25 protein-coding genes and 1 pseudogene are annotated in these 23,132 nt (G+C 73.1%); 15 read left to right on the forward strand and 11 right to left on the reverse strand.

The features are described from left to right. Position 1: 1 nt before the first annotated feature. Positions 2-463 (reverse strand): Lrp/AsnC family transcriptional regulator, encoded by a 462-nt coding sequence (locus QUE38_RS14785; RefSeq protein WP_286309039.1) that lies wholly within the window; start codon positions 461-463, stop codon positions 2-4. A gap of 178 nt (positions 464-641) precedes the next feature. Between QUE38_RS14785 and pdhA the strand changes: the two genes are divergently transcribed. The 4 genes from pdhA (at position 642) to QUE38_RS14805 (ending at position 4,540) form a co-directional block, all read left to right on the forward strand. Continuing rightward, a complete protein-coding gene (gene pdhA / locus QUE38_RS14790; protein ID WP_286309042.1) occupies positions 642-1,802 on the forward strand; it encodes a pyruvate dehydrogenase (acetyl-transferring) E1 component subunit alpha in 1,161 nt (386 codons plus the stop codon). Beyond that, entirely contained in the window at positions 1,799-2,809 is a 1,011-nt protein-coding gene (locus tag QUE38_RS14795; protein ID WP_286309043.1) for an alpha-ketoacid dehydrogenase subunit beta, read from the forward strand. The genes pdhA and QUE38_RS14795 overlap by 4 nt, the downstream gene beginning before the upstream one ends. Then, the gene (locus QUE38_RS14800) at positions 2,806-4,170 is read left to right on the forward strand and encodes a dihydrolipoamide acetyltransferase family protein (protein WP_286309044.1); all 1,365 of its coding nucleotides are present in this window, start codon (positions 2,806-2,808) and stop codon (positions 4,168-4,170) included. The genes QUE38_RS14795 and QUE38_RS14800 overlap by 4 nt, the downstream gene beginning before the upstream one ends. Before the next feature lie 61 nt (positions 4,171-4,231). Next, complete coding sequence (locus tag QUE38_RS14805) at positions 4,232-4,540, forward strand: 4a-hydroxytetrahydrobiopterin dehydratase (protein WP_286309045.1); 309 nt, start codon at positions 4,232-4,234, stop codon at positions 4,538-4,540. A gap of 21 nt (positions 4,541-4,561) precedes the next feature. Here the strand turns inward: QUE38_RS14805 and QUE38_RS14810 are convergent, their stop codons facing one another. The 3 genes from QUE38_RS14810 to QUE38_RS14820 all read right to left on the reverse strand — a co-directional run bounded on the left by QUE38_RS14810 (position 4,562) and on the right by QUE38_RS14820 (position 6,337). After that, positions 4,562-4,975: a GNAT family N-acetyltransferase gene (locus QUE38_RS14810; RefSeq protein WP_286309046.1), complete on the reverse strand. Its 414-nt coding sequence runs from the start codon at positions 4,973-4,975 to the stop codon at positions 4,562-4,564. After that, positions 4,954-5,550 carry a TetR/AcrR family transcriptional regulator gene (locus QUE38_RS14815; RefSeq protein WP_286309047.1) on the reverse strand — a complete coding sequence of 199 codons (597 nt, stop codon included), beginning with the start codon at positions 5,548-5,550 and terminating at the stop codon, positions 4,954-4,956. Before QUE38_RS14815 ends, QUE38_RS14810 begins: the two co-directional genes overlap by 22 nt. A 64-nt stretch (positions 5,551-5,614) precedes the next feature. Further along, the gene (locus QUE38_RS14820) at positions 5,615-6,337 is read right to left on the reverse strand and encodes an MBL fold metallo-hydrolase (RefSeq protein ID WP_286309048.1); all 723 of its coding nucleotides are present in this window, start codon (positions 6,335-6,337) and stop codon (positions 5,615-5,617) included. A gap of 61 nt (positions 6,338-6,398) precedes the next feature. Here QUE38_RS14820 and QUE38_RS14825 point away from each other — a divergent pair, with 61 nt between their 5' ends. The 6 genes from QUE38_RS14825 (at position 6,399) to QUE38_RS14850 (ending at position 13,551) form a co-directional block, all read left to right on the forward strand. Next, positions 6,399-6,971 carry a TetR/AcrR family transcriptional regulator gene (locus tag QUE38_RS14825; protein WP_286309049.1) on the forward strand — a complete coding sequence of 191 codons (573 nt, stop codon included), beginning with the start codon at positions 6,399-6,401 and terminating at the stop codon, positions 6,969-6,971. 150 nt (positions 6,972-7,121) lie between these two features. Further along, a complete protein-coding gene (locus tag QUE38_RS14830) occupies positions 7,122-8,729 on the forward strand; it encodes a carboxyl transferase domain-containing protein (protein ID WP_286309051.1) in 1,608 nt (535 codons plus the stop codon). A 5-nt stretch (positions 8,730-8,734) separates the two neighbouring features. After that, entirely contained in the window at positions 8,735-11,023 is a 2,289-nt protein-coding gene (locus QUE38_RS14835) for an acetyl/propionyl/methylcrotonyl-CoA carboxylase subunit alpha (protein WP_286309052.1), read from the forward strand. Between the two features lie 14 nt (positions 11,024-11,037). Beyond that, a complete protein-coding gene (locus QUE38_RS14840) occupies positions 11,038-12,204 on the forward strand; it encodes an acyl-CoA dehydrogenase family protein (RefSeq protein WP_286309054.1) in 1,167 nt (388 codons plus the stop codon). 13 nt (positions 12,205-12,217) lie between these two features. Next, positions 12,218-12,745 (forward strand): MaoC family dehydratase, encoded by a 528-nt coding sequence (locus tag QUE38_RS14845; RefSeq protein WP_286309055.1) that lies wholly within the window; start codon positions 12,218-12,220, stop codon positions 12,743-12,745. Continuing rightward, a complete protein-coding gene (locus QUE38_RS14850; protein WP_286309057.1) occupies positions 12,742-13,551 on the forward strand; it encodes an HpcH/HpaI aldolase/citrate lyase family protein in 810 nt (269 codons plus the stop codon). The genes QUE38_RS14845 and QUE38_RS14850 overlap by 4 nt, the downstream gene beginning before the upstream one ends. A 21-nt stretch (positions 13,552-13,572) precedes the next feature. On the opposite strand, the gene QUE38_RS14855 is transcribed toward QUE38_RS14850, so the two are convergent. The 3 genes from QUE38_RS14855 to QUE38_RS14865 are packed head-to-tail and all read right to left on the reverse strand — an operon-like array spanning position 13,573 to position 15,997. Next, entirely contained in the window at positions 13,573-14,373 is an 801-nt protein-coding gene (locus QUE38_RS14855) for an ABC transporter permease subunit (protein ID WP_286309059.1), read from the reverse strand. Next, positions 14,370-15,341 (reverse strand): ABC transporter ATP-binding protein, encoded by a 972-nt coding sequence (locus QUE38_RS14860; RefSeq protein WP_286309060.1) that lies wholly within the window; start codon positions 15,339-15,341, stop codon positions 14,370-14,372. Before QUE38_RS14860 ends, QUE38_RS14855 begins: the two co-directional genes overlap by 4 nt. Further along, a complete protein-coding gene (locus tag QUE38_RS14865; RefSeq protein WP_286309061.1) occupies positions 15,338-15,997 on the reverse strand; it encodes a TetR/AcrR family transcriptional regulator in 660 nt (219 codons plus the stop codon). The genes QUE38_RS14860 and QUE38_RS14865 overlap by 4 nt, the downstream gene beginning before the upstream one ends. Before the next feature lie 238 nt (positions 15,998-16,235). Here QUE38_RS14865 and QUE38_RS14870 point away from each other — a divergent pair, with 238 nt between their 5' ends. The 3 genes and pseudogenes from QUE38_RS14870 to QUE38_RS14880 all read left to right on the forward strand — a co-directional run bounded on the left by QUE38_RS14870 (position 16,236) and on the right by QUE38_RS14880 (position 19,320). Continuing rightward, entirely contained in the window at positions 16,236-17,234 is a 999-nt protein-coding gene (locus QUE38_RS14870; RefSeq protein WP_286309064.1) for an aldo/keto reductase, read from the forward strand. A gap of 69 nt (positions 17,235-17,303) precedes the next feature. Further along, a pseudogene (locus tag QUE38_RS14875) lies at positions 17,304-18,694 on the forward strand (M16 family metallopeptidase). A 23-nt stretch (positions 18,695-18,717) separates the two neighbouring features. Continuing rightward, a complete protein-coding gene (locus QUE38_RS14880) occupies positions 18,718-19,320 on the forward strand; it encodes a histidine phosphatase family protein (RefSeq protein WP_286309066.1) in 603 nt (200 codons plus the stop codon). 127 nt (positions 19,321-19,447) lie between these two features. Here QUE38_RS14880 and QUE38_RS14885 read toward each other — a convergent pair whose 3' ends face one another. Continuing rightward, positions 19,448-19,816: a hypothetical protein gene (locus QUE38_RS14885; protein WP_286309067.1), complete on the reverse strand. Its 369-nt coding sequence runs from the start codon at positions 19,814-19,816 to the stop codon at positions 19,448-19,450. 238 nt (positions 19,817-20,054) lie between these two features. Then, positions 20,055-20,528 carry a GNAT family N-acetyltransferase gene (locus QUE38_RS14890; RefSeq protein WP_286309068.1) on the reverse strand — a complete coding sequence of 158 codons (474 nt, stop codon included), beginning with the start codon at positions 20,526-20,528 and terminating at the stop codon, positions 20,055-20,057. A 62-nt stretch (positions 20,529-20,590) separates the two neighbouring features. Between QUE38_RS14890 and QUE38_RS14895 the strand changes: the two genes are divergently transcribed. Next, entirely contained in the window at positions 20,591-21,340 is a 750-nt protein-coding gene (locus QUE38_RS14895) for a 4-hydroxy-tetrahydrodipicolinate reductase (RefSeq protein WP_286309069.1), read from the forward strand. Positions 21,341-21,375: 35 nt separating this feature from the next. After that, positions 21,376-21,792 (forward strand): hypothetical protein, encoded by a 417-nt coding sequence (locus QUE38_RS14900; RefSeq protein ID WP_286311847.1) that lies wholly within the window; start codon positions 21,376-21,378, stop codon positions 21,790-21,792. On the opposite strand, the gene QUE38_RS14905 is transcribed toward QUE38_RS14900, so the two are convergent. Beyond that, positions 21,761-22,672, reverse strand: coding sequence for a TIGR01777 family oxidoreductase (locus tag QUE38_RS14905; protein WP_286309071.1), 912 nt, complete (start codon positions 22,670-22,672; stop codon positions 21,761-21,763). The genes QUE38_RS14900 and QUE38_RS14905 overlap by 32 nt on opposite strands. Before the next feature lie 3 nt (positions 22,673-22,675). After that, on the reverse strand, positions 22,676-23,101 hold the full coding sequence (locus tag QUE38_RS14910; RefSeq protein WP_286309073.1) for an OsmC family peroxiredoxin: 426 nt from the start codon (positions 23,099-23,101) through the stop codon (positions 22,676-22,678). Positions 23,102-23,132 lie beyond the last annotated feature (31 nt).

Consider the following 23,132-nt stretch of genomic DNA (forward strand, 5'->3'; position numbering starts at 1 on the left):
CTCATGACGACTCGAGGAGGGGACCCAGGCGGAACGGGATGAGCTCGCCCATCGCGAGGGAGGTCTCGGTGCGCTCGACGCCGTCGATCGCGAGGATGAGCCCGTCGATGCGGAACAGGTCGTGCGCGTCACGGCACACCACGCGCACCTGCAGGTCGACCGGTCCGCTCAGGCCGTGCGCCTGCACCACCTCGGGAATCCCGGCGATGTCGGCCACCACGTCGGCGAGCCGCTTCTGTCGCACGTGCACCGCGATGAACGCCTCGAGCGGATAGCCGAGCGGCTCCGGATCGATGGCGCGATCGAACGAGAGGAAGGCGCCCTCGCGCTCCAGACGGGCCATGCGCGCCTGCACGGTGTTGCGCGACATGCCCAGGCGCTCGGCGAGCGCGACCACCGTCGCCCTCGGGTCGGCGGCGAGCGCGGTCAGGAGCTGACGGTCGACGGCGTCCAGACGTCCCATACTGCGGGACGTTAGCACGCGATTCGGGCCCAGGACCGTGCAACATGCTCAACGCATCCGTCAATGCTTGAGCCGAGTGACTGATCGACCTACCCTCGAAGCAGGACCCGGCAGAGCCGCCGGGCACGTCGGGCAGCTCACGAGGCGACCCCGGCGACACGAGACGATGGGATCGACGATGACCCTTTCCGACGGGCGCGACACCGACGCGCATCCCCGAACCGACCGGCCCGCCCAGGCGGCATCCGAGTTCGTGCAGCTCCTCGACCCCGACGGCACGCGCGTGACCGCCCCCGGGTACGACCAGTGGATCGCCGACCTCGACGAGGCCGCGCTGCTCGCGCTCTACCGCGACATGGTCGTGATCCACCGCGTGGACGCCGAGGCCACCGCGCTGCAGCGGCAGGGCGAGATCGGCCTGTGGCCACCGCTCGCCGGGCAGGAGGCCGCGCAGGTCGGCTCGGCGCACGCGCTCCGCGAGGACGACTTCGTCTTCTCCTCGTACCGCGAGCACGCCGTCGCGTGGTGCCGCGGCCTGCGCCCGGAGGACCTGCTGAAGGTCTGGCGAGGCGTCGCGGGCTCGGGGTGGGACCCGTACGAGCTCGGCATGGCGACCCCGCAGATCATCATCGCGGCGCAGACGCTGCACGCCGTGGGCTACGCCATGGGCATCCAGCGCGACGGCACCGACCAGGCCGCGATCGCGTACTTCGGCGACGGCGCCACGAGCGAGGGCGACGCGAGCGAGGCGCTCGTGTTCGCCGCCACCTACAAGGCGCCGGTCGTGTTCTTCTGCCAGAACAACCAGTGGGCGATCTCCGAGCCGGTCGGCCTGCAGTCGACCCAGCACCTCGCGCAGCGCGCCGCCGGGTTCGGCATCCCCTGGATGCGGGTCGACGGCAACGACGTCCTCGCGGTCATGGCCGCGACGCGCATCGCGCTCGAGCGCGCGCGCACCGGCGGCGGCCCCACCTACATCGAGGCCGTGACCTACCGCATGGGGCCGCACACCACCGCCGACGACCCGAAGCGGTACCGCACCGAGGACGAGCTCGAGGAGTGGCGCGGCCGCGACCCGATCGCCCGGCTCGAACGCCTGCTGCGCTCCCGCGGGGCGCTCGACGACGACGGGGCATCCGACATCGCCCGGGAGGCCGACGCGGCCGCGGCGGCCGTGCGCGCCGCCTGCGTGAGCCTGCCCGACCCCGAGCCGCTGTCGATCTTCGACCACGTGTACGCCGAGCCGAACAGCCACGTCGACCGCCAGCGCGACCACTACGCGCGCTACCTCGCGATGTTCGACGAACCCGGCGCCGCGGGAGAGGGGAGCCGCGCATGAGCACGCTCACCCTGGGCCAGGCCCTGAACGCCGGCCTCCGCCGCGCGCTCGAGGACGACGACCGCGTCGTGCTCCTCGGCGAGGACATCGGCACGCTCGGCGGCGTCTTCCGCGTCACCGACGGGCTCCAGCGCGACTTCGGCGACGCCCGCGTGGTCGACACCCCGCTCTCGGAGGCGGGCATCATCGGCACCGCCGTCGGCCTCGCGTACCGAGGGTTCCGTCCGGTCTGCGAGATCCAGTTCGACGGGTTCATCTACCCGGGCTTCGACCAGATCGTCGCGCAGGTCGCGAAGCTGCACGCGCGCACGCAGGGCAGGGTGCGGATGCCCCTGACGATCCGCGTCCCCTTCGGCGGCGGCATCGGCGCGGTCGAGCACCACTCCGAGTCGCCCGAGGCGTACTTCACGCACACGTCGGGTCTTCGGGTCGTGGCGTGCGCGAACCCGCAGGACGCGTACACGATGGTGCGCCAGGCGATCGCGAGCGATGACCCGGTGCTGTTCTTCGAGCCCAAGCGCCGCTACCACGCCAAGGGCGAGGTCGACGTCGACGCGGACCTCGCCGACGCGCCGCCCATGGGCGTGGCGACCGTCGCACAGCGCGGCGACGACGTGACCCTCGTGACCTACGGCGCGCTCGTGCAGGTCGCACGGGACGCGGCAGCGGCGACCGCCGACGACGGCGTCTCGATCGAGGTCATCGACCTGCGCTCGCTGTCGCCCGTCGACTACCCGACCATCGAGCAGTCGGTGCGCCGCACCGGCCGCCTCGTCATCACGCACGAGGCCGGACAACAGGGCGGCGTGGGCGCCGAGATCGCCGCGAGCATCACCGAGCGCTGCTTCGAGTTCCTCGAGGCCGCCCCGGTGCGCATCACGGGGCACGACGTGCCCTATCCGCCGGCCAAGCTCGAACAGCACCACCTGCCCGACCTCGACCGCATTCTCGACGGGGTCGACCGCGTGCTCGGCCGACCCAACTCGCTGACGGGGGTGGAGGGATGAGCGCCGAACGCGACTTCGCACTGCCCGACCTCGGCGAGGGCCTGACCGAGTCCGAGCTGATCGACTGGCGCGTCGCCGTCGGCGACGAGGTCTCGCTCAACCAGATCGTCGCCGACGTCGAGACGGCCAAGGCGGTCGTCGAGCTGCCGTCGCCGGTCGCCGGCGTCGTGACCGCGCTGCACGCCGAGCCCGGCGAGGTCGTGCAGGTGGGCGCGAGCCTCATGTCGTTCCGGGTGGGCGGGGCGGATGCCCCGGAGCCGCCGGAGCCCCGAGAGGAACGTGAGACAGAGACAGCGCCCGTCGAACCGGAGGAGTCGCCACGGCGCGAGCCCAACCTGGTCGGGTACGGGGCCGCCGCGGACGCGTCGCACCCGAAGCGGAAGGCGCGGAAGGTGCCGAGCGCGCCGGCTGCGTCGACCGCACCGGCTCCCGAGCCGGTCGCTGCGGTCGCGTCGACCACCACGCTGGAGCGCCCGCGACCCGCGGAGCGGCCGCGTTCGACCCCGCCGGTGCGCAAGCTCGCGCACGACCTCGGCGTGGACCTCGAGGCGCTCGAGGGCACCGGGGAGCGCGGGCTCATCACGCGGGCCGACGTCGAGCACGCGGCATCCGACCGCCCCGTCTCGGGCGCGTCGAGCACGGCCGAGACTCCCGCAGCCGACGACCGCGTGACGCGCACGCCTGTGCGCGGGGTGCGCAAGCACACGGCCGAGGCGATGGTGCGCAGCGCGTTCACGGCGCCGCACGCGACCGAGTTCCTGACGGTGGACGTGACCGCGTCGACCGAGCTGCTCGACGAGCTGCGCGACGACCGCGCGACGGCGGGGCACCGGGTCACGATGCTCGCGATGGCCGCGAAGGCGACGTGCATCGCGCTCGCGCGCACGCCCGAGCTGAACTCGCGGTGGGACGACGACGCGCACGAGATCGTGCAGCACCACTACGTGAACCTCGGCATCGCGGTCGCGACCGAGCGCGGGCTGCTCGTGCCGAACGTGCGCGACGCCGAGCGCATGTCGCTGCTCGAGCTGGCCGACGCGATCGGCGAGCTCGCCGCCACGGCGCGCGACGGCAAGACCGCGCCCGCCGACCTCGCCGGCGGCACGATGTCGATCACGAACATCGGCGTCTTCGGCATCGACGCGGGCACGCCCATCCTGAACCCGGGCGAGGCCGCGATCCTCGCGACCGGCGCGGTGCGCCGCATGCCGTGGGAGCACCGCGGCGAGGTGGCGCTGCGCGACGTGATGACGCTCAGCCTGTCGTTCGACCACCGGCTCGTCGACGGGGCGCAGGCGTCCCGGTTCCTGGCCGACGTGGGGGCGATCCTGCGCAGCCCCGGGCGGGCGCTGACGATGTGATGTGCGTCGGTGCGGCGGGCGAGGCATGGACGGATCGGCGCGCGCATGGCACGGTGAGGTCATGAGCGATCGTCGCATCCTCTCGCCCGCCGACACCGAGGGCCCCCTCGCCGAGACCGCGTTCACGCACGGCCCGGGCGCGCTGCGGGCCGAGTACACGACCCCCGACTTCGCGAGCGCGGTACGGCTGCTCGACGCCGTCGCGGTCGTCGCGGACGCGCAGGACCACCACCCCGACGTCGAGCTCGGCTGGGGCCGGGTCGCCTTCACGTTGAGCTCGCACGACGTCGGCGGCGTCACCAGCCGCGACGTCGAGCTGGCGCAGCGCATCCACGAACTCGCGCTCGAGCAGCGCGGCGACGAGCTCTAGCCTCGGCGGGGACTCGACGCGTCAGTCGAGGCGGAAGACGATTCCGTCCGCGTCGTCGGCGACGGGTGTGAAGCCGGTGTGCTCGAGCACCGCGATCGAGGCGTGGTCGTCGGTCGCGGTGCGCGCGTGCACGGGCCGCGGCTGGGTGTCGAGGAAGAGGCGCACTGCGCGGGTGCCGATGCCGCGCCCCTGCTGGTCGGGGCGGATGCGGCAGGTGATCTCCGAGCCCGCTGGGCCGGTCTGCCGCACGACCGTGCCGACGGGAGTGCCGTCGGCGCGCACCAGGCGCGCGTCGACGCCGGGTTCGTCGAGCAGACGCCGCCAGCGGGCATCCGCCGCTTCAGCCCCCTCGGAAGGGTCGGGTTCGAGTCGCGGGAGTTCGTCGAGGTCGCGTGCGCGGATCGCGCGCAGGCTCACGACGCGAGGCTGCTCCATGCCATGTCCTCCAGGATGCGACGGACCACGTCGTCCGCCGGTCGCCGCCCATGTGCTCGGGCGCTGTGCGGGGTCGAGTTGACGAGTCCGAAGGCCGCGTGGGCCCGGATGCGCAACTCGGGTTCGGCCCGGTCGGGCCTCAGGCGGGCGAGCACGCCCACCCACAGTTCGACGTACTCGCGCTGCAGCCGCCTGACCTCGTGGGCGTCGGCGTCGGGCAGGCTCGCGAGCTCGCGGTCCTGCACGCGGATCACATCGGCGTTGGCGAGCGCGAAGTCCACGTGGAAGCTGATCAGGTCGTGCAGGGCGGTTGCCTCGTCGGCCGCGTGTGTGACGGTGGCGCGCCCGCCGTCGAGCAGGCCCGCACTCGCGTCGCGCAGGACCGCGGCGAGCACGGCCGCCTTGCCGGGGAAGTGGCGGTAGACCGCGGGGCCGCGCACCCCCACGGCTGCACCCAGGTCTTCGAGGGTCACGCCGGCGTAGCCGCGCTCGGCGAACAGGTGCGCGGCGGCCTCGAGCAGCGCGTCGCGCCGGTCGGCCTTCGCGCGGTCGCGGTCGGTGAGCGTCTCGGTCATGGGTCCCTCTCGGTTAATGAACACTAACCGAGATGAGTGGTCGAGACAAGCGGATGCCGCGGGGTCAGGCCGCGGCCGCCGAAGCGCGCACGCGTGCGACGGCGTCGGCCGCATCGCCGTGCCAGGGTGCGCCGTGGCCCGGCAGCACCCACTCCGCACCGGTCGCGGCGATCGCGTCGAGCGAGTCGAGCGCGAGGGCGGGGTCGTCGGTGAACGGCGCCGGGCCAGGGCCGGTCGTACCCGTGAGCACGTGCCGAGTCGTGAGCGCGTCGCCGACGCAGACCGCGCCAACGGTCGGCAGGTGCACGGCGATGCTGCCGGGGGAGTGGCCGGGAACGCCGATCACCCGAGGGCTGCCGGGCAGGTCGAGCACGTGCCCGTCGGCGACGGTGGTCACCTCGGCCGGGTACGTGGTCTTCAGGCCCCCGTGGGTCATGGCGTAGCCGAGGAACCGTGCGACCGGTCCGACGCGCATGCGCCCCCACGAGACCGACGGCGGCTTCTCGGTGCCGCGTGCGCGCGCGGCATCCGCCTCGTGCACGTGGATCGGCACGCCGTGGTCGCGGCGCAGGCGCTCGGCCATGCCGATGTGGTCGGAGTCGCCGTGGGTGAGCACGACGCCCCGCAGGTCGTCGATCGAGCGGCCCATGGCGTCGAGTTCGGCGAGCAGGTCGTCCCACTGGCCGGCGAGGCCGGTGTCGACCATCGTGACGCCGTGCTCGTCGGCGACGAGGTAGGAGGCGACGATGTCGTTGCCGACACGGTGCAGCTGCGTGGCGAGTTTCATGAAGGCTACGATAGTTAGCTATGATGGCTACTGTCAATAGCCATCGAGTGAAGGAGGCGCCATGCCCACTCCCGAGCGCACGTCCACCGAGCAGGTCGTCGCCGAGGCGCGGCGCATCCTGGAGGAGCGCGGAGCCGACGGGCTCACGATGCAGGCGGTCGCGACGGCGGTCGGCGTGCGGGCGCCCTCGCTGTACAAGCGGGTCGCCAGTCGCGACGACCTGCTGCGGCTCGCGCTCGAGGCCACGGCACTCGAGGTCGGCGACCGCGTCGACCGGGCGCTCGCCGGAGCGCCGGCGGACGCGCGGGGTGCGCTCGGTGCGGTCGCCGACGCGACCCGTGACTACGCCGCCGAAGTGCCCGTCGCGTTCGGCCTGCTGTTCGGCCCGCTCCCGGACGCGGCTCGCCCGCGGCCCGAGGTGCTCGCGAGCGCGAGCGCCGCGGTGCGCGCGCTCGGTCGACGACTCGCCGGGCCCGAGCACGAGCTCGCGGCCGCCCGCACGATCACGGCGTGGATGACCGGGTTCGTCGGGATGCAGCGCGCGGGCGCGTTCCGGCTCGGCGGCGACGTCGAGGAGGCGTGGCGGTTCGGCGTCGAGGCGCTCGGTGCGGCGCTGGAGGCGCGCCGCGGTTGACTCCGGAGCCGCGGCCGGCCCCGAGGCATCCGTCACCTGACCTGGCAGCTGACTTGCCACTTCAGTTAACGATCGCTAACCTGAATTCCAGTGAGTGATCACTAACTGAAATGCGCGCGATCGCGCGACGCCATCGACGGAGAGGCGGGCATGGCCACCCTGACGAGCACGCTCGACGCGGCATCCGACCAGGCGCAGGCCCGAGCCCGCGCGCACGCCGAGCTCGCCGACGACCTGCGCGCCCGGCTCGAGCGGGCCGCGCGGGGCGGCCCCGACGCATCCCGCGACCGCCACGTCGCTCGCGGCAAGCTCCTGCCGCGCGACCGCGTCGACCACCTGCTCGACGAGGGCAGCCCGTTCCTCGAGGTCGCGCCGCTCGCCGCAGACGGACTCTACGACGACGACACGCCAGCGGCCGGCGTCATCGCCGGCATCGGCCTCGTGTACGGCCGGCACGTGATGGTCGTGTGCAACGACCCGACGGTCAAGGGCGGCACGTACTTCCCGATGACCGTGAAGAAGCACCTGCGCGCGCAGGAGATCGCCCTCGAGAACCGCCTGCCCTGCATCTACCTGGTCGACTCGGGCGGTGCCTTCCTGCCGATGCAGGACGAGGTGTTCCCCGACCGCGACCACTTCGGCCGCATCTTCCACAACCAGGCGCGCATGTCGGCCGAGGGCATCCCGCAGATCGCCGCCGTGCTCGGCTCGTGCACCGCGGGCGGCGCGTACGTACCGGCGATGAGCGACGAGACCGTGATCGTGCGGAACCAGGGCACGATCTTCCTCGGGGGCCCGCCGCTCGTGAAGGCCGCCATCGGCGAGGTCGTCACGGCCGAGGAGCTCGGCGGCGGCGAGCTGCACGCGGGCACCTCGGGCGTCGCCGACCACCTCGCCGAGAACGACGAGCACGCGCTGGCGATCGTGCGCGACATCGTCGCGACCGTGCCGCCGCCGGCCGCTCCGGCGTGGAGCGTCGCCCCGCCGCATCCGCCCGCCCTCGACGAGGCCGAGCTCACCGCCGCCGTGCCCGTCGACGTGCAGCAGCCCTACGACGTGCGCGAGGTGATCGCGCGCCTCGTCGACGACAGCGACTTCCACGAGTTCAAGCGCGAGTACGGCGACACGCTCGTCACCGGGTTCGCGCGCATCCACGGCCACCCGGTCGGCATCGTCGCCAACAACGGCGTGCTGTTCAGCGAGTCGGCCATGAAGGGCGCGCACTTCATCGAGCTGTGCGACCAGCGCGGCATCCCGCTGGTGTTCCTCCAGAACATCTCGGGCTTCATGGTCGGCACCGACGCCGAGGCCGGCGGCATCGCCAAGCACGGCGCGAAGATGGTCACGGCCGTCGCGACGACCCGGGTGCCGAAGCTCACGGTCGTGATCGGCGGGTCGTTCGGCGCCGGCAACTACTCGATGTGCGGGCGGGCGTACTCGCCCCGGTTCCTCTGGATGTGGCCGAACGCGCGCATCTCGGTGATGGGCGGCGAGCAGGCGGCATCCGTGCTCGCGACCGTCAAGCGCGACCAGCTCGAGGCGCGCGGCGAGGAGTGGTCCGATGCCGACGAGGCCGCGTTCCGCGCCCCGGTGCGCGAGCGCTACGAGTCGCAGGGCAGCCCGTACTACGCCAGCGCCCGGCTCTGGGACGACGGCGTCATCGACCCGCGCGACACCCGCACCGTGCTCGGCCTCGCGCTCGACGTCTGCAGCCGAACCCCGCTGCCCGAGCCCGGCTTCGGCCTGTTCCGGATGTGATCGGCATGACCGCAGCCCCCTTTCACACCGTGCTCGTCGCGAACCGCGGCGAGATCGCCGTGCGCGTCATCCGTACGCTCCGCCGCCTCGGCATCCGCTCGGTCGCGGTCTACAGCGATGCGGATGCCTCTGGGCTGCACGTGCGCACGGCCGACGACGCCGTGCGCATCGGCCCCGCCGCCGCATCCGAGAGCTACCTCGTGCCCGAGCGCATCGTCGAGGCGGCGCTCGCCTCGGGTGCCGAGGCCGTGCACCCGGGCTACGGATTCCTCTCGGAGCATGTGGGCCTCGCGCGCGCGTGCGCCGACGCGGGCATCGTGTTCGTCGGCCCGGGGGAGCGCGCGCTCGAGGTGATGGGCGACAAGATCCGCGCGAAGCGCCACGTCGCGCCGTCCGGAGTGCCGGTGGTGCCGGGCGTCGCCGAGCCCGGGCTCGACGACGACGCGCTCGTCGCGGCCGCGCCGGAGGTCGGCTTCCCGCTGCTCGTGAAGCCGTCGGCGGGCGGCGGCGGCAAGGGCATGCAGGTCGTGCGCACGGTCGAGGATCTCCGCGCCGAGCTGCCCGGCGTGCGCCGCGTCGCCCGGGCCGCGTTCGGCGACGACGCGCTGCTGCTCGAGCGCTACCTCGAGCGGCCGCGCCACATCGAGGTGCAGGTGCTCGCCGACCGTCACGGCGGCGTCATCCACCTGGGCGAGCGCGAGTGCTCGCTGCAGCGCCGCCACCAGAAGGTCATCGAGGAGGCGCCCTCGCCCGTCGTCGACGCGGCCACCCGCCGCCGGCTCGGCGAGGCGGCCTGCGCGGCCGCACGATCGGTCGACTACGTCGGCGCGGGCACCGTGGAGTTCCTGGTGTCGGATGCCGCGCCCGACGAGTTCTTCTTCATCGAGATGAACACCCGGCTGCAGGTCGAGCACCCGGTGACCGAGCTCGTCACCGGCGTCGACCTGGTCGAGCAGCAGCTGCGGATCGCCGCGGGCGAACCGCTCGCCCTCGCGCAGGACGCCGTCGCGTTCGACGGCCACGCGATCGAGGCGCGCGTCTACGCCGAGTCGCCCGAGCGCGGGTTCCTGCCGTCGACCGGCGACGTGCTCGCGTACCGGGCGCCCTCCGGCGCGGGCGTGCGGGTCGACAGCGGCATCGACGAGGCATCCGTCGTCACCGCCCACTACGACCCGATGCTCGCGAAGGTCATCGCCCACGGAGCCGACCGCGCCGAGGCGCTCGACCGGCTCGACCGGGCGCTCGCCGACACCGTCGTGCTCGGCGTCGACACCAACATCGCGTTCCTCCGCCGCCTGCTCGCCGACGAGTCGGTGCGCGCCGGCCACCTCGACACGGGCCTCATCGATCGGATGCCCGAGGCCGAACCGGCCACGCCCTCGCCGGCCGCCCTCGCAGCCGCCGCCCGCCTCGTCGCCGCGCGTGCCGCCGACTCCCGCGCCGCCGACGCGGCCCGCGGCCTCGCGTCGCCCATCTGGTCGTCCGGCTCCGGCTGGCGCCTCGGCGCCGACCGCCCCCGCACGCTGACCTTCACCCACGACGGCGCGTCCTTCGACGTGCCAGCCTCGCCCGCACCCGTCGCCACCCGCCTCGCCACGGCGCCCGCCACCCCGCTCTCCCACGTGCCCGCCACCGCCATCCCCACGCCTCAGCCACCTGCTGGTGCGCAAAAGGTGGCATCCGCCCCGCAATTGCCACCTTCTGCGCACCAGCAGCCGTCAGCCGAGGCCGCTGGTGGTGCGCAAGTTGTGGTGACGGACGGCTCGAAGCCACGCGTTGTGCACCAGCGGCCGGAAGGTGTCGAGCACGGCGGCCCTGGCCGGGACGATGGCGGCGCGATCGCGGTCGCGGGCGACGACGGCACGATCTGGGTGCACGCCGACGGACGCGCGGTCGAGCTGCGTCACATCGGGCGCGCCGAGCGACTCGCGGCGGCGCTCGCGGCAGTCGAGCGCGGGGGAGCGGATGCGGCGCCGGAGTTGCGCGCACCCATGCCCGGCGCGGTCTCGGCCATCGCGGTCGCCGACGGCGACCGCGTCGGGGCCGGCGCCGACGTGCTGAGCGTCGAGGCGATGAAGATGGAGCACCGCGTGCGCGCCCCCGTCGCCGGGGTCGTCCGGCTCGCGGTCGCCGTCGGCGACCAGGTACGTCGCGACCAGGTCGTCGCGCACGTCGAGCCGGCCGACGCGCCGGCGCCCACCGAGACGCCGAACCAAGAGGCATCCGCTGAGCACCCCCAGACCCCCGCGACCCCGGCCCACCAGGCCGCCGCGGCCCACCCCCACGAGGAATGACGAGGACACGCATCATGGACACCCTGCTGAGCGCCGAGGAACGCGAGCTCTACGAGACCGTCAAGGAGTTCGCCGACACCGTCGTCGCACCTGCCGCGTACCAGTACGACACCGAGCGGCGCCTGCCGATCGAGATCATCCGCCAGATGGGCGACCTGGGCCTGTTCGGCCTGCCGTTCCCCGAGGAGGTCGGCGGCCGCGGCAAGGACTACGTGCAGCTCTGCCTCGCCGTCGAGGCGCTCGGCCGCGTCGACCAGTCGATCGGCGTGACCCTCGAGGCGGGCGTCGGGCTCGGCATCATGCCGATCTTCCGCTACGGCACCGACGAGCAGCGGCAGCAGTGGCTGCCCGACCTCGTCACGGGCCGTGCACTGGCCGGCTTCGGGCTCACCGAGGCACGCGCCGGCTCCGACGCGGGTGCCACCGAGACCACCGCACGCCTCGACGGCGACGAGTGGGTCATCGACGGCTCGAAGCAGTTCATCACCAACTCGGGCACGCCGATCACCAGCCTCGTCACGGTCACCGCCGTCACCAACGAGACCGAGCGCCCCGACGGCTCCGTCAAGAAGGAGCTCTCGAGCATCATCGTGCCGAGCGGCACCCCCGGCTTCACGGTCGGCGAGAGCTACGACAAGGTCGGCTGGCACACGAGCGACACGCACCCGCTGACGTTCGAGGGCGTGCGCGTGCCCGCCGGCAACCTGCTTGGTGAGCGCGGTCGCGGCTACGCGAACTTCCTGCAGTCGCTCGACGAGGGCCGCATCGCCTTCGCCGCGCTCGCGACCGGCGCCGCACAGGGCTGCCTCGAGGAGGCCGTCCGCTACGCGAAGGAGCGCAACGTGTTCGGCACGAACATCGGCTCGCACCAGCACATCGCCTTCACGATCGCGAAGATGCAGGCCCGCGCGCAGCAGGCGCGGTTGTGCTGGCACGACGCGGCGCGCAAGATGGTCGCCGGGAAGCCCTTCAAGATGGAGGCGTCGATCGCGAAGATGGTGGCGGGGGATGCCGCGATGGAGAACGCGCGCGCGGCCACCCAGGTGTTCGGCGGCTACGGCTTCCTGAACGAGAACGCCGTGGCGCGCCACTACCGCGACTCGAAGATCCTCGAGATCGGCGAGGGCACGACCGAGGTGCAGCTCATGGTCATCTCGCGGGAGCTCGGCCTGGCGGCGTAGCGGGAGGAACGGCATGAACGAGACGGATGCCCCTGACGGCGCGCCGACCGAGACGCCCGCGCGCGAGGTGGTGCAGCGCGGCCTCTGGTTCGAGGAGTTCGAGCCGGGGGTGCGCTACCTGCACCGCCCGGGGCGGACCGTCACCGAGGCCGACAACGTGCTGTTCTCGACACTCACGATGAACCCGCAGGCGCTCCACCTCGACGCCGCATGGTCGGCCGAGCAGCCGTTCGGGCAGCGCCTCATGAACTCGATGTTCACGCTCGCGACGCTCGTCGGGGCATCCGTCTCGCAGCTCACGCAGGGCACGATCGTCGCGAACCTCGGGTTCGTCGAGGTCGCGTTCCCCGCCCCGCTGTTCCACGGCGACACGCTCTACAGCGAGACAACCGTGGCCGAGAAGCGGCTCTCGGCCTCGCGCCCGGGGCAGGGGATCGTCACACTGGATCACGTCGGTCGCAACCAGCACGGCGACGTCGTCGCGCGCGCTCGCCGGAGCGTGCTCATGCAGTGTCGGCCGGAGGAGGAGACGGGCGCATGACGTTCACGATGGGGCCGGCGCTGCTGTTCTGCCCGGCCGACCGGCCCGAGCGGTTCCAGAAGGCGGAGGATCGCGCCGACGCGGTGATCCTTGACCTCGAGGATGCGGTCGCGCCCGACGCGAAGGCGGCCGCGCGCGAGGCCGTCGCCGACTCCGGCCTCGACCCCGACCGCACGATCGTGCGCGTGAACCCCGCGGGCAGCGCCGACTTCACGGCCGACCTCGCCGCCGTTGCGGCCGGCGGCTTCCACACCGTGATGCTCGCCAAGGCGAGCGGCACGGCCGACCTCGTGGAGTTGCGCGACCTGCGCGTCGTGGCGCTGTGCGAGACGCCCGCTGGCGTGCTCGCGGCGCCCGCGATGGCGTCGGTCGAGTGCGTGGTCGCGCTCATGTGGGGTGCGGAGGACCTGGTCGGCGCGCTCGGCGGTTCGTCGAGCCGCACGCCCGACGGCGGCTATCGCGACGTCGCCCGCTTCGCGCGCGCGAGCGTGCTGCTCGCCGCGGGGGCGCACGACATCGCGGCGATCGACGCGGTGCACCTCGACATCGCCGATGTCGACGGGCAGCGGGCCGAGGCGACGGATGCGGCCGCGAGCGGATTCGCCGCGACCGCGTGCATCCATCCCTCGCAGGTGCCCGTCGTGCGCGAGGCGTACCGACCCGGCGACGAGGAACTGGCGGCGGCGCGCGAACTGCTGGCCGCGGCATCCGGTCGTGACGGGGTGTTCACCCACGAGGAGCGCATGATCGACGCGCCCGTGCTGCGGCAGGCCGAACGGGTGGTCGCCCGCGCGGCCCGCCGCTGACGCGACCGGCGCTGTCGCGAATCAGATCGCGACGTCGCGCCGCCGGAACACCAGCCAGCCGGCGACGAGCAGCAGCAGCGAGAGCCCGTAGAGCAGGCCCAGCGCGCCCCAGTCGGCGCCGACTGCGAGCGGGTTCTCGTCCCACGCCCACGAGTACGGCGAGAACCGGTGCAGCCACTCGACGTCCTCGCTCTGGTTGCCGAGGGCGTTGAGCACGTAGCCGACCACGGCGATGCCCGCGCCGGCGCCGATCGCCCAGGTGCGGCTGCCCGTCATCGCGCCGACGCCGATCGCGGCGGAGGCGGAGAGCATCGTCAACCCGAGCATCGTGACGGTGCCCGCGACGATGTGCCACGGCTCCATGCCGAGGTCGCTCGGCTCGTTCAGCGCCCACACGATGCCGACGATGACCACGCCGATGATCGCGAGCTTCGCGACGATCGCGGCGGTGCGCTCGACGAGCACGCGTCCGCGGCTCACTGCGTGCGCGAGGGTGAGCTCGAGCTGGCCGTTCTCCTCGTCGGAGGCGATCGCCGAGGTGCCCCAGCCGACGACCGCGATGGTGAGCAGCACGAACCCGATCAGGCCGAAGAACGTGCCCTGCGCGTAGCCGGCGCCGGTGCCGAGCTGGTCGTAGCCGAGGGTGTTCACGAGGCCCTCGGGCAGCGAGTCGATGATCGCCTCGAACTCGCCGTCGGCGCCGAACGACGAGTACAGCGGCAGGTACAGGAACAGGGCCGCGCTGAGGCCGACGATCCAGCCGATGAGGCCGCGCCAGCTGTTCGCGAACACGCGGCGGAAGAGGGCGAGCGTGCCGTTCATCGGGCGTCCTCCTCGTCGTCGGCGGTCGGTCTCGGGGCATCCGACCCGTCGTAGTACCGCATGACCGACTCCTCGAGCTCGGGCTCCTCGATGGCCAGGTCGATGATCGGATGCTGCGCCAGGGCCTTCACGAAGTCGTCGACGTGCGCGTCGATCGTGGCGGTGAACTCCGACTCGCCCTCGGCGGGGCCGAGCGGCGACTGCCCGATCGCGGAGATGCCGGGGGAGGCGCTGAGGGTCGCGGCGAGGGCGCCGGCGTCCTGCTCGGCGACGACCACCCGCACGTGGCGCACCGCGGTCTCGCGCAGCTGCTTCACGGTGGCGATCGTCGCGATGCGCCCGTCGCGCAGGATCGCGACCTCGTCGGCCGCCTGCTGCACCTCGCTCAGCACGTGGGAGCTGAGGAACACGGTCTGCCCCGCGGCCTTCGCCTCGCGCACCATGGTGAGGAACTCCTGCTGCACGAGCGGGTCGAGTCCGCTCGTGGGCTCGTCGAGCACGAGCAGCTCGGGTTCGTGCATGAACGCCTGGATGAGTCCGACCTTCTGCTTGTTTCCCTTCGACAGCTTGCGCACGGGCCGCGAGAGGTCGACGCCGAGCCGGTCGCCGAGCTGTTCGATGCGGTCGGCGGGCACGCCGCCGGAGATGCGCGCGTAGTGCCGCAGCAGTTCGCGGCCGCTGCCGCGCCCGCCCAGGTGCAGCTCGCCGGGCAGGAAGCCGATGCGTCGGCGCAGCGACGGCCCGCCGCTGCGCGGATCCGCGCCGAGCACGCTCACCTCCCCGGACGTCGGCCGGATGATGTCGAGCAGCAACCGCATCGTCGTGGTCTTGCCCGCGCCGTTCGGGCCGATCACGCCGAACACGGTGCCGGTCGGCACCTGGAAGTCGACGCGGTCGAGCGCGACGGTCGACCCGTAGTGCTTGGTGAGGCCGCGCGAGTCGATCGCGGCCGGTGTCGTGGGCGTCATGCCCCTCCTTCATCGGTTGGCGGTGGTGCGGTCGCGGCCATCGCGTCGCGTGCGGCCGCGAGCATGCGGTCGTCGACGTAGAGGCCGTTCGTGTAGAGGTCGAGCATCGGCAGCGTCATTCGGCGCGCGGTCGCCGTCTCGTGCACGTCGGCGCCGAGCGTGCGGGCGAGCTGGGCCCGCAGCAGCAGCGGGGCGAGTGCCTGCAGCGCGACCAGCAGTGCGCGCATCTCGGGGTCGTCGCTCGGGCGCATCGACCCGTCGGCGACGCCCGCGTCGATCATCTCCCTGGTCTCGTGCAGCAGTGCGTCGAACACCTGGTTGCCGGCGTCGCCGCCCTCCTGCAGCATGGCCGCGAGGTAGTCGACGTAGGGGCGGAACCGATCGACATCGGCGAGCCACTCGCGCATCGCGGCGCCCACCTGGGGCCCGCGGGTGCGGTCCTTCTCGTCGAAGACCGAGCCGATGAGGTACTCGTCGCAGGCGCGGCGCAGCTCCTCCTTCGACCCGAAGTGGTGGATGACCAGAGCGGGGCTGACCTCGGCTGCGCGGGCGATGTCGCGGATGCTCGTGGCGGCGTACCCGCGCGAGCCGAAGAGCTCGATCGCGCGGTCGCGGATGCGGGCCGCGGTGGTGAGGTCGCCCGACGCTGAACGCATGTTCAATATGCTAAACGATCGTTCAGCGTGTCGGCAAGTGCCTACGGCGCCGCGCCCTGTGAACGCCAGCAAACGATTACGTAACGGTTGCGCGAAACGGGCGAGTTCTTCCGCGATCGACAACGTAAGGTCGGAGCAATCCTGGGGAGGAGGATCGAATGACCGAGGTCTCGACCGACGAGCACGGTGCGACGGGGGTCGCCCGAGCCACGATGCGGATGCCGCTGAGACGGCCGCCGTGCCGCCCGCGAGCGCCGCGCCCGCGAACGCCGACTCGTCGCACACGATCGAGACGCTGCACTCCGGCCCCATCGTCATGGCGGCCCGCGAGCCGCTGCCCGGCACCGACCACCCGATCCACCCGGTCGGCCTCGGCACGACCGACTTCGGCTGGACCCTCGACGCGCACGCCTCGGGCCAGGTGCTCGACCGCTTCCTGTTCTCCGGCGGCAACCTCATCGCCACGTCCGACGGCGACGCCTCGGGCCGCGCCGAGTTCCTCGTCGGGTCGTGGATGCGCGCCCGCGGCTGCCGCGACCAGGTCGTGCTCGCCGCGACCGTCGGACGTCACGCCGACAACCCCGGCCTGTCGCCCGCCAACCTCACCGCCGCGGTCGACGCGTCGCTCGCGCGCCTCGGCACCGACCGCATCGACCTGCTCTCCTTCGACGGCCACGACGAGACGGTGCCGCTCGAGGAGACGCTCGGCGCGGTCGACGCGCTCATCCTCGCCGGCAAGGTGCGCACGATCGGCGGCATCGGCTTCTCGGCCGACCGACTGATCCAGGCGCGCGTGCTCGCCGCGAACGGCCTGCCGCGGTTCACCACGATCTCGGCGAAGTACAACCTGCTCGACCGCAGTCAGGTCGAGGGCTCCCTCGAACTCGTCGCCTCGGCGCAGGGCCTCGCCCTGCTGCCGACCACGCCGCTCGCGAGCGGCTTCCTCGCGGGCGTCGTGCGTCGCCGTGGAGACGTGCGACGCGATGTCCGCGGCGCGCGGGCGGGGGCCTACCTCAATCGCCGCGGTAACCGCGTGCTCGCCGTGCTCGACCGCATCGCCGCGGCGCACGGCGTGCGCCCCGCGGCGGTCGCGCTGGCCTGGCTCATCGCGCGTCCGGTCGTCGCCGCGCCCGTGGTCGACGCGACCGCGCCCGAGCACGTCGAGGACCTGATCGCGGCGGGCTCGCTCGAGCTCACGCGCAACGACCTGCTCGAGCTCGACCGCGTCAGCGCCTGACCCCGCCGGCCGCATTCGGGCTGTGGGGTCCGGGCCCGGATGACGCACGCCTGACGTAGGCTGGACGGGATGAACGGCGCCGTTGAACTCCCCTTGGACGTGCCCGATCTGACCCTCGACGCAGCAGGCGGAGCACGCGTGCGCCGCAGCGTGCTCCCGAGCGGTCTGCGGGTCCTGACCGAGGCGATGCCCGGCAGCCGCAGCGCGACGGTGGGGTTCTGGGTCGGCGTCGGCTCCCGCGACGAGCGCGACGATCCCGACTCCGCCGCGCCCGGCACGTACGGGTCCACGCACTTCCTCGAGCATCTGCTGTTCAAGGGCACGGCGACGCGCACCGCGCTCGACATCGCCACCGCCTTCGACGCCGTCGGCGGCGAGCACAACGCGATGACGGCCAAGGAGTACACCTGCTACTACGCGCGTGTGCAGGACAAGGACCTGCCCATGGCGGTCGACGTGCTCGCCGACATGCTGACGGCATCCCGCCTCGACCCCGACGAGTTCGAGAACGAGCGGGGCGTCATCCTCGAGGAGCTCGCGATGGCGGGCGACGACCCGGCGGATGCCGCGAGCGAGCGCTTCTTCGACGCGGTCTTCGGCGCCCACCCGCTCGGGCGCCCCATCGGCGGCACCCGCCACTCGATCGGCCGCGTGAGCCGCGACGCCGTCTTCACGCACTTCCGTGCGCGGTACCGTCCCGACGAGCTGGTCGTCACGGCCGCCGGCGCGGTCGACCACGACGCGCTCGTCGCCCGCGTCAGCGCGGGACTCGCGGCCGGCGGCTGGGACCTCGGCACGCCGCATCCGCCCGCCCCTCGCCGCGTCGCCGACGAGGCCGCGCTCACCCGCGGCGCCGACATCTCGATCGAGGACCGGCCGATCGAGCAGGCGAACCTGCTGCTCGGGGTGCCCGGCCTCACCGCGACCGACCCGCGGCGGCCCGTGCTCAACGTGCTGAACTCGGTGTACGGCGGCGGCATGTCGTCGCGCCTCTTCCAGGAGGTGCGCGAACGCCGCGGGCTCGCCTACGCGGTGCACTCGCTCGCGCCGGGCTACTCCGACGCGGGTGTCTTCGGCGCCTTCGCCGCCTGCCAGCCGTCGAACGCCGGCACCGTCGCCGAGCTCGTGGTCGGCGAGCTCGGCCGCATCGCCGACGACGGCATCACCGAGGCCGACCTCGCCCGCGCGGCCGGCCAGCTCGGCGGGGAGCGGCGCTCGCACTCGAGGACTCCGACACCCGCATGAGCCGACTCGGGCGCGCCGAGCTCACGCACGGCGAGTTCGTCGACCTCGACGAGGCGCTCCGGCGCATCGCGCTGGTGACGCGCGACCACGTGCGCGACCTCGCGGCCGAGCTGCGCGAGCGTCCGTGGTCGATCGCCGCCGTGGGCGGAGTCGACGCCGACACCTTCCGCGCCGTCGCCGGCGGCGCCGGCTCCGCCGCATCCGAGACCCCCTGACCGCCCCCGATCGAGGGAACCCCGTGACCCACTACCTCTACCTCGTCCGCCACGGCGAGCAGCTCGACGCCGAACACGGGCTGCCCGACGGGCCCCTGTCGCCGCGGGGGCGGCGCCAGGCGCAGCTGCTCGCCGAGCGCCTCGGCGGCATCCCCTTCGACGCGTCCTGGCACTCGCCGCTCGAGCGCGCGGCCGAGACGGCCGCCATCCTCTCCGAGCGCATGCCCGCGCTCGCCTCCGAGCCCTCGCCCCTGCTGTTCGACTGCGTGCCGTCGGGCCCCGCCGAGGAGATGCCGTCGTTCTACGATCCCTTCTTCGGCTCGGTCACCGAGGCCGAGATCGAGGCCGGCCGGGCGCAGATGGCGGATGCCGCCGGGGAGTTCCTCCGCCAGCACCGCGGCGACCGGCACGACCTGCTCATCACCCACAACTTCGTGATCGGCTGGTTCGTGCGCGAGGTGCTCGAGGCGCCCGAGTGGCGCTGGGTCACGCTGAACCAGGCCAACTGCGGCCTCACCGTGCTCGTCCAGAAGCCCCGCCGCCCATGGAGCCTCCTCGTGCACAACGACCTCGCGCACCTGCCGCCCGAGTTGCGCACGGGCCTGCCCGAGCCCTGGGCGATCTGAGCGGCGCAGGTCGCTCCCACCCGCCTGTGGGCGAACCGTAGGAGATTCGGGCGGATGCCGCTGGCCGACGCGGCGCGTCGCCGAATCCGTCCTACGTTCGGCCCGCCGCCGGGCCCGCGGCGCGCACTCAGAAGTCGTCGGAGCTGATGCCGAGGCGTGCGAGCATCGCGTCGCGCTCGGTCGGAGGCAACCAGGCGAAGTCGTAGCGGCCATTCCGTGTCAGGGCGGCGCTTTCGACGTCCAGGTAGCCGGATCGCATCTCGGTGACCGCGAGGAACGGCGGGTAGTCCTCGGTCGAGGGCTCCCGCACGCCGTCCGTCCAGACCACGATGTACCAGACCCACCACTGCTTCCGCAGCGGGCTGAACGGCGACCAGAACCAGCTCAGCGTGGTCGCCACGTGCCCCCGCACCTCGCCATCGCGGGTGAGCACCCCGACGCCGCCGTCGAACGGCTCGAGCGACTCATCGGGGTGGGGCGGTCTCACGATCGGCACTCGCCGAGCCTAGTGCCGCCTGACCCCAGGGCGCGTCCCAGGCGAACCGTAGGAGATTCGGGCGGATGCCGCTGTGCGGCGCGGCGCGCCCTTGATTGCGTCCTACGTTCGGCCCGTGCCTTCCGCCGGCCCGTGTGCGAACCGGAGGAGATTCGGGCGGATGGCGTCGGCTGACGCGGCGCGCCGCCGATTCCGTCCTACCTTCGGCACGCCGGCCGGGCCGATCGGCGACGACGCGCTACGGCCGCCGGGCGAACCAGTGGGTCGCGTTCGGGTTGTCGTTGTAGGGCGCGATCTCGGCGTAGCCGAGCGAGCGGTAGAGCGAGCCGGCGGCCTCGAGGCTCGCGTTGGTGTCGAGCACGAGCTCCTCGGCGCCCATCTCGACGGCCCGGCGCTCGAGCTCGACCAGCAGCGCGCGGCCGCGGCCGCCGCCGCGGGCGGACGGCGCGACCCAGAGATGCTTGACCTCGTACCGCACGAGGCCGTCGTCGCCCGGCGGGACGCGGCGCACCCCGCCGCATCCGATGTCGACACCGTCGGCCTGGAGCACCAGGAACACGCCGGCGGGCGGGGTGAACGGCTCGTCGACGGGGAAGGTCGGCGCGTACGCGCCCTGCGCGGGCGGGAAGCTCGCGGTGCGCTCGGCGAAGTAGGCCGCGAGCAGGCGCACGGCGGCCGGGTCGGTGGGCGGCGTGTCGACGTACTGGTCCATCGGGCACCAGCCTACGACCGCAGCGGGCAGGGCCCCGGACGGCCGGTTGCTAGGGTGAGTGCGTGACGAGTCGGGTGGCGGTCGTAGGCGCGACGGGCAGGATGGGCCGACTGGCCCTCGGGCTGATCGAACAGGCGGAGGACCTCGAGGTCCATGCGGAACTCGACTCGTCGTCGAGCCTCGACGAGATCGCCGGCGCCGACGTCGTGTTCGACGTCACGCGCCCGGGCGTCACGGAGCGGGTCGTCGACCACGCGATCGACCTCGGAATCCCGACCGTCGTCGGCACCTCGGGCTGGCCGGCCGAGCGCATCGACCACGTGCGCGGGCGGCTCGCGAGCGGCGACGAGGATGCCCCGGGCATCCTGTTCGTGCCGAACTTCTCGCTCGGCAGCGTGCTCGCCTCGCGGTTCGCTGCCATCGCCGCGCCCTACTTCGACTCGATCGAGATCATCGAGGCGCACCACGCCGGCAAGGTCGACTCGCCCTCCGGCACGGCCGTGCGCACGGCCGAGCTGATCGGCGGCGCGCACCTCGGCGGACGCCCGGTCTCGGCGCCGCACTCCGACCAGCGCGCCCGCGGGCAGCTCGTCGCGGGCGTACCCGTGCACAGCCTGCGCATGGACGGCGTGCTCGCCAAGCAGGACGTCATCATGGGTGCGACCGGCGAGACCCTCACGCTCACGCACACGACGCAGAGCCCGTCGTCGTACGAGGCGGGCATCCTGCTCGCGCTGCGCGCGGCGCCCGAGGCGCGCGGCGTGTCCGTGGGCCTCGAGACGCTGCTCGACCTCGGGTTGCCGACCGAGTGAGCGCACGCAACGCGGCGCGCGTCGGCGCCATCGTCATGGCCGTGCTGCTCGTCGGCTACATCGCCCTCGTCGGCTGGCGCGCCGTGCTCTTCATCGGCTCGGGCGACCCGGTGGGCATCGCCATCGGCGTCGCGCTCGTCGTGCTGCCGGTCATCGCGGTCTGGGCGCTCTGGCGCGAACTCGCGTTCGGGGTGCGCTCCGAGCGACTGGTCGACCGGCTCGACGAGGAGGACGGCCTGCCCGAGTTCCCCGCCCAGCCGAGCGGGCGGCCCGATCGCGCCGAGGCGACCGTCGCGTTCGACGCGTACCGCGCCGAGACCGAGGCCGACCCGGAGTCGTGGCGCGCCTGGCTGCGGCTCGGCATCGCGTACGACGCGGCGGGCGACCGCCGTCGCGCCCGCGCTGCCGTGCGGCAGGCGATCACGCTGGAACGCGCGTCGGCTCCCCGCTGAGCATCGCGTCGATCGCGGCCTCCGCGGTCGCATGCTCGAACCGGAATCCGTCGTCCAGCAGCCGTGCCGGCACGACCTTCTGGCTCGCGAGCAGCATCTCGTCTGCCGCGCCGCCGATCGCCAGTCCGAGCACCGGTTCCGGGATCGTGAACGCGTAGGGCCGTCGCATCCGCTCTGCCAGTGCATGCGAGATGCGGTCGGAGGTGGCGGGCGTCGGCCCCGCGAGGTTCACCGGACCCGACAGCTCCGACTCGACCAGCAGGTGACGGATGGCCCGCACCTCGTCCCGCAGGCTGATCCACGGCCAGTGCTGTCCGCCCGTGCCGAGCCGTGCGCCGAGGCCGAGCTTCGTCAGCAGCGACAGTCGCTGCATCGCGCCGCCGTCGCCCATCACGATGCCGCTGCGGAACATGACCGTTCGCGTCGCCTCGGGTGCGAGCCGGGCGGCGTCCTCCCAGCGGGTCACCACCTCGGCGAGGAACCCGTCGCCCGCCTGCGCCTCCTCGGTGAGCAGCTCCGCGGGGCGGTCGCCGTAGAACCCCGAGGCGGATGCGTTGAGGAACACCGCCGGCGGCGTGCGTGCCTGCCGCATCGCGTCGGTCAGGGTGCGGGTCGCGTCGACCCGTGAGGTGAGGATCTCGCGCCTGTACGCCGGCGTCCACGGCAGCCGGGCGAGGTTCGCGCCCGAGAAGTCGACGACCGCGTCGACACGGTCCATGATGGTGAAATCGATGATGCCCGAGCCGGGCGACCAGCTCAGCTCGTCGTCGGCGCGCGGCTTCCGCCGCACGAGGGTGACGACGTCATGCCCCTCGTCACGCAGCAGCGGAACGAGCGATGAGCCGATGAAGCCGGACGCCCCGGCGATGAGCACGCGCACGGGTCAGGCGAGCTCCGCCTCGATCGTGATCGGGATTGCCGCGAGCGCCTGCGAGATCGGGCAGTTCGTCTTCGCGTCCTCGGCGAACGCCTCGAACTCCTCCTCGCTCATGCCTGGCACCCGGGCGCTCACGAGCAGGTGGCTGCCGAGCACGCCGCGCCCGGCCTCGAACGTGACCGCGGCGGTGGTCTGGATGCTCTCCGGCGGGTGTCCGGCGCCGGCGAGTGCGTTCGACAGCGCCATCGAGAAGCACGACGAGTGCGCCGCGGCGAGCAGTTCCTCGGGGTTCGTGGTGTCGCGCACGCCCTCCGAGCGGGCCGCCCAGTTCACGGGGAACGTGCCCGAGTCGGAGGAGTCCAGGTGCACGTCACCCGATCCCTCGATCAGGCTGCCCTTCCAGACGGTGGTGGCCTCGCTCGTCACTGCCATTGCTTCCTCCTCGTCGCGGTGGAAGCCAGCC

It is taken from the genome of Agromyces mangrovi (genome assembly GCF_030296695.1).
GTDB classification, from domain to species: Bacteria; Actinomycetota; Actinomycetes; order Actinomycetales; family Microbacteriaceae; genus Agromyces; species Agromyces mangrovi.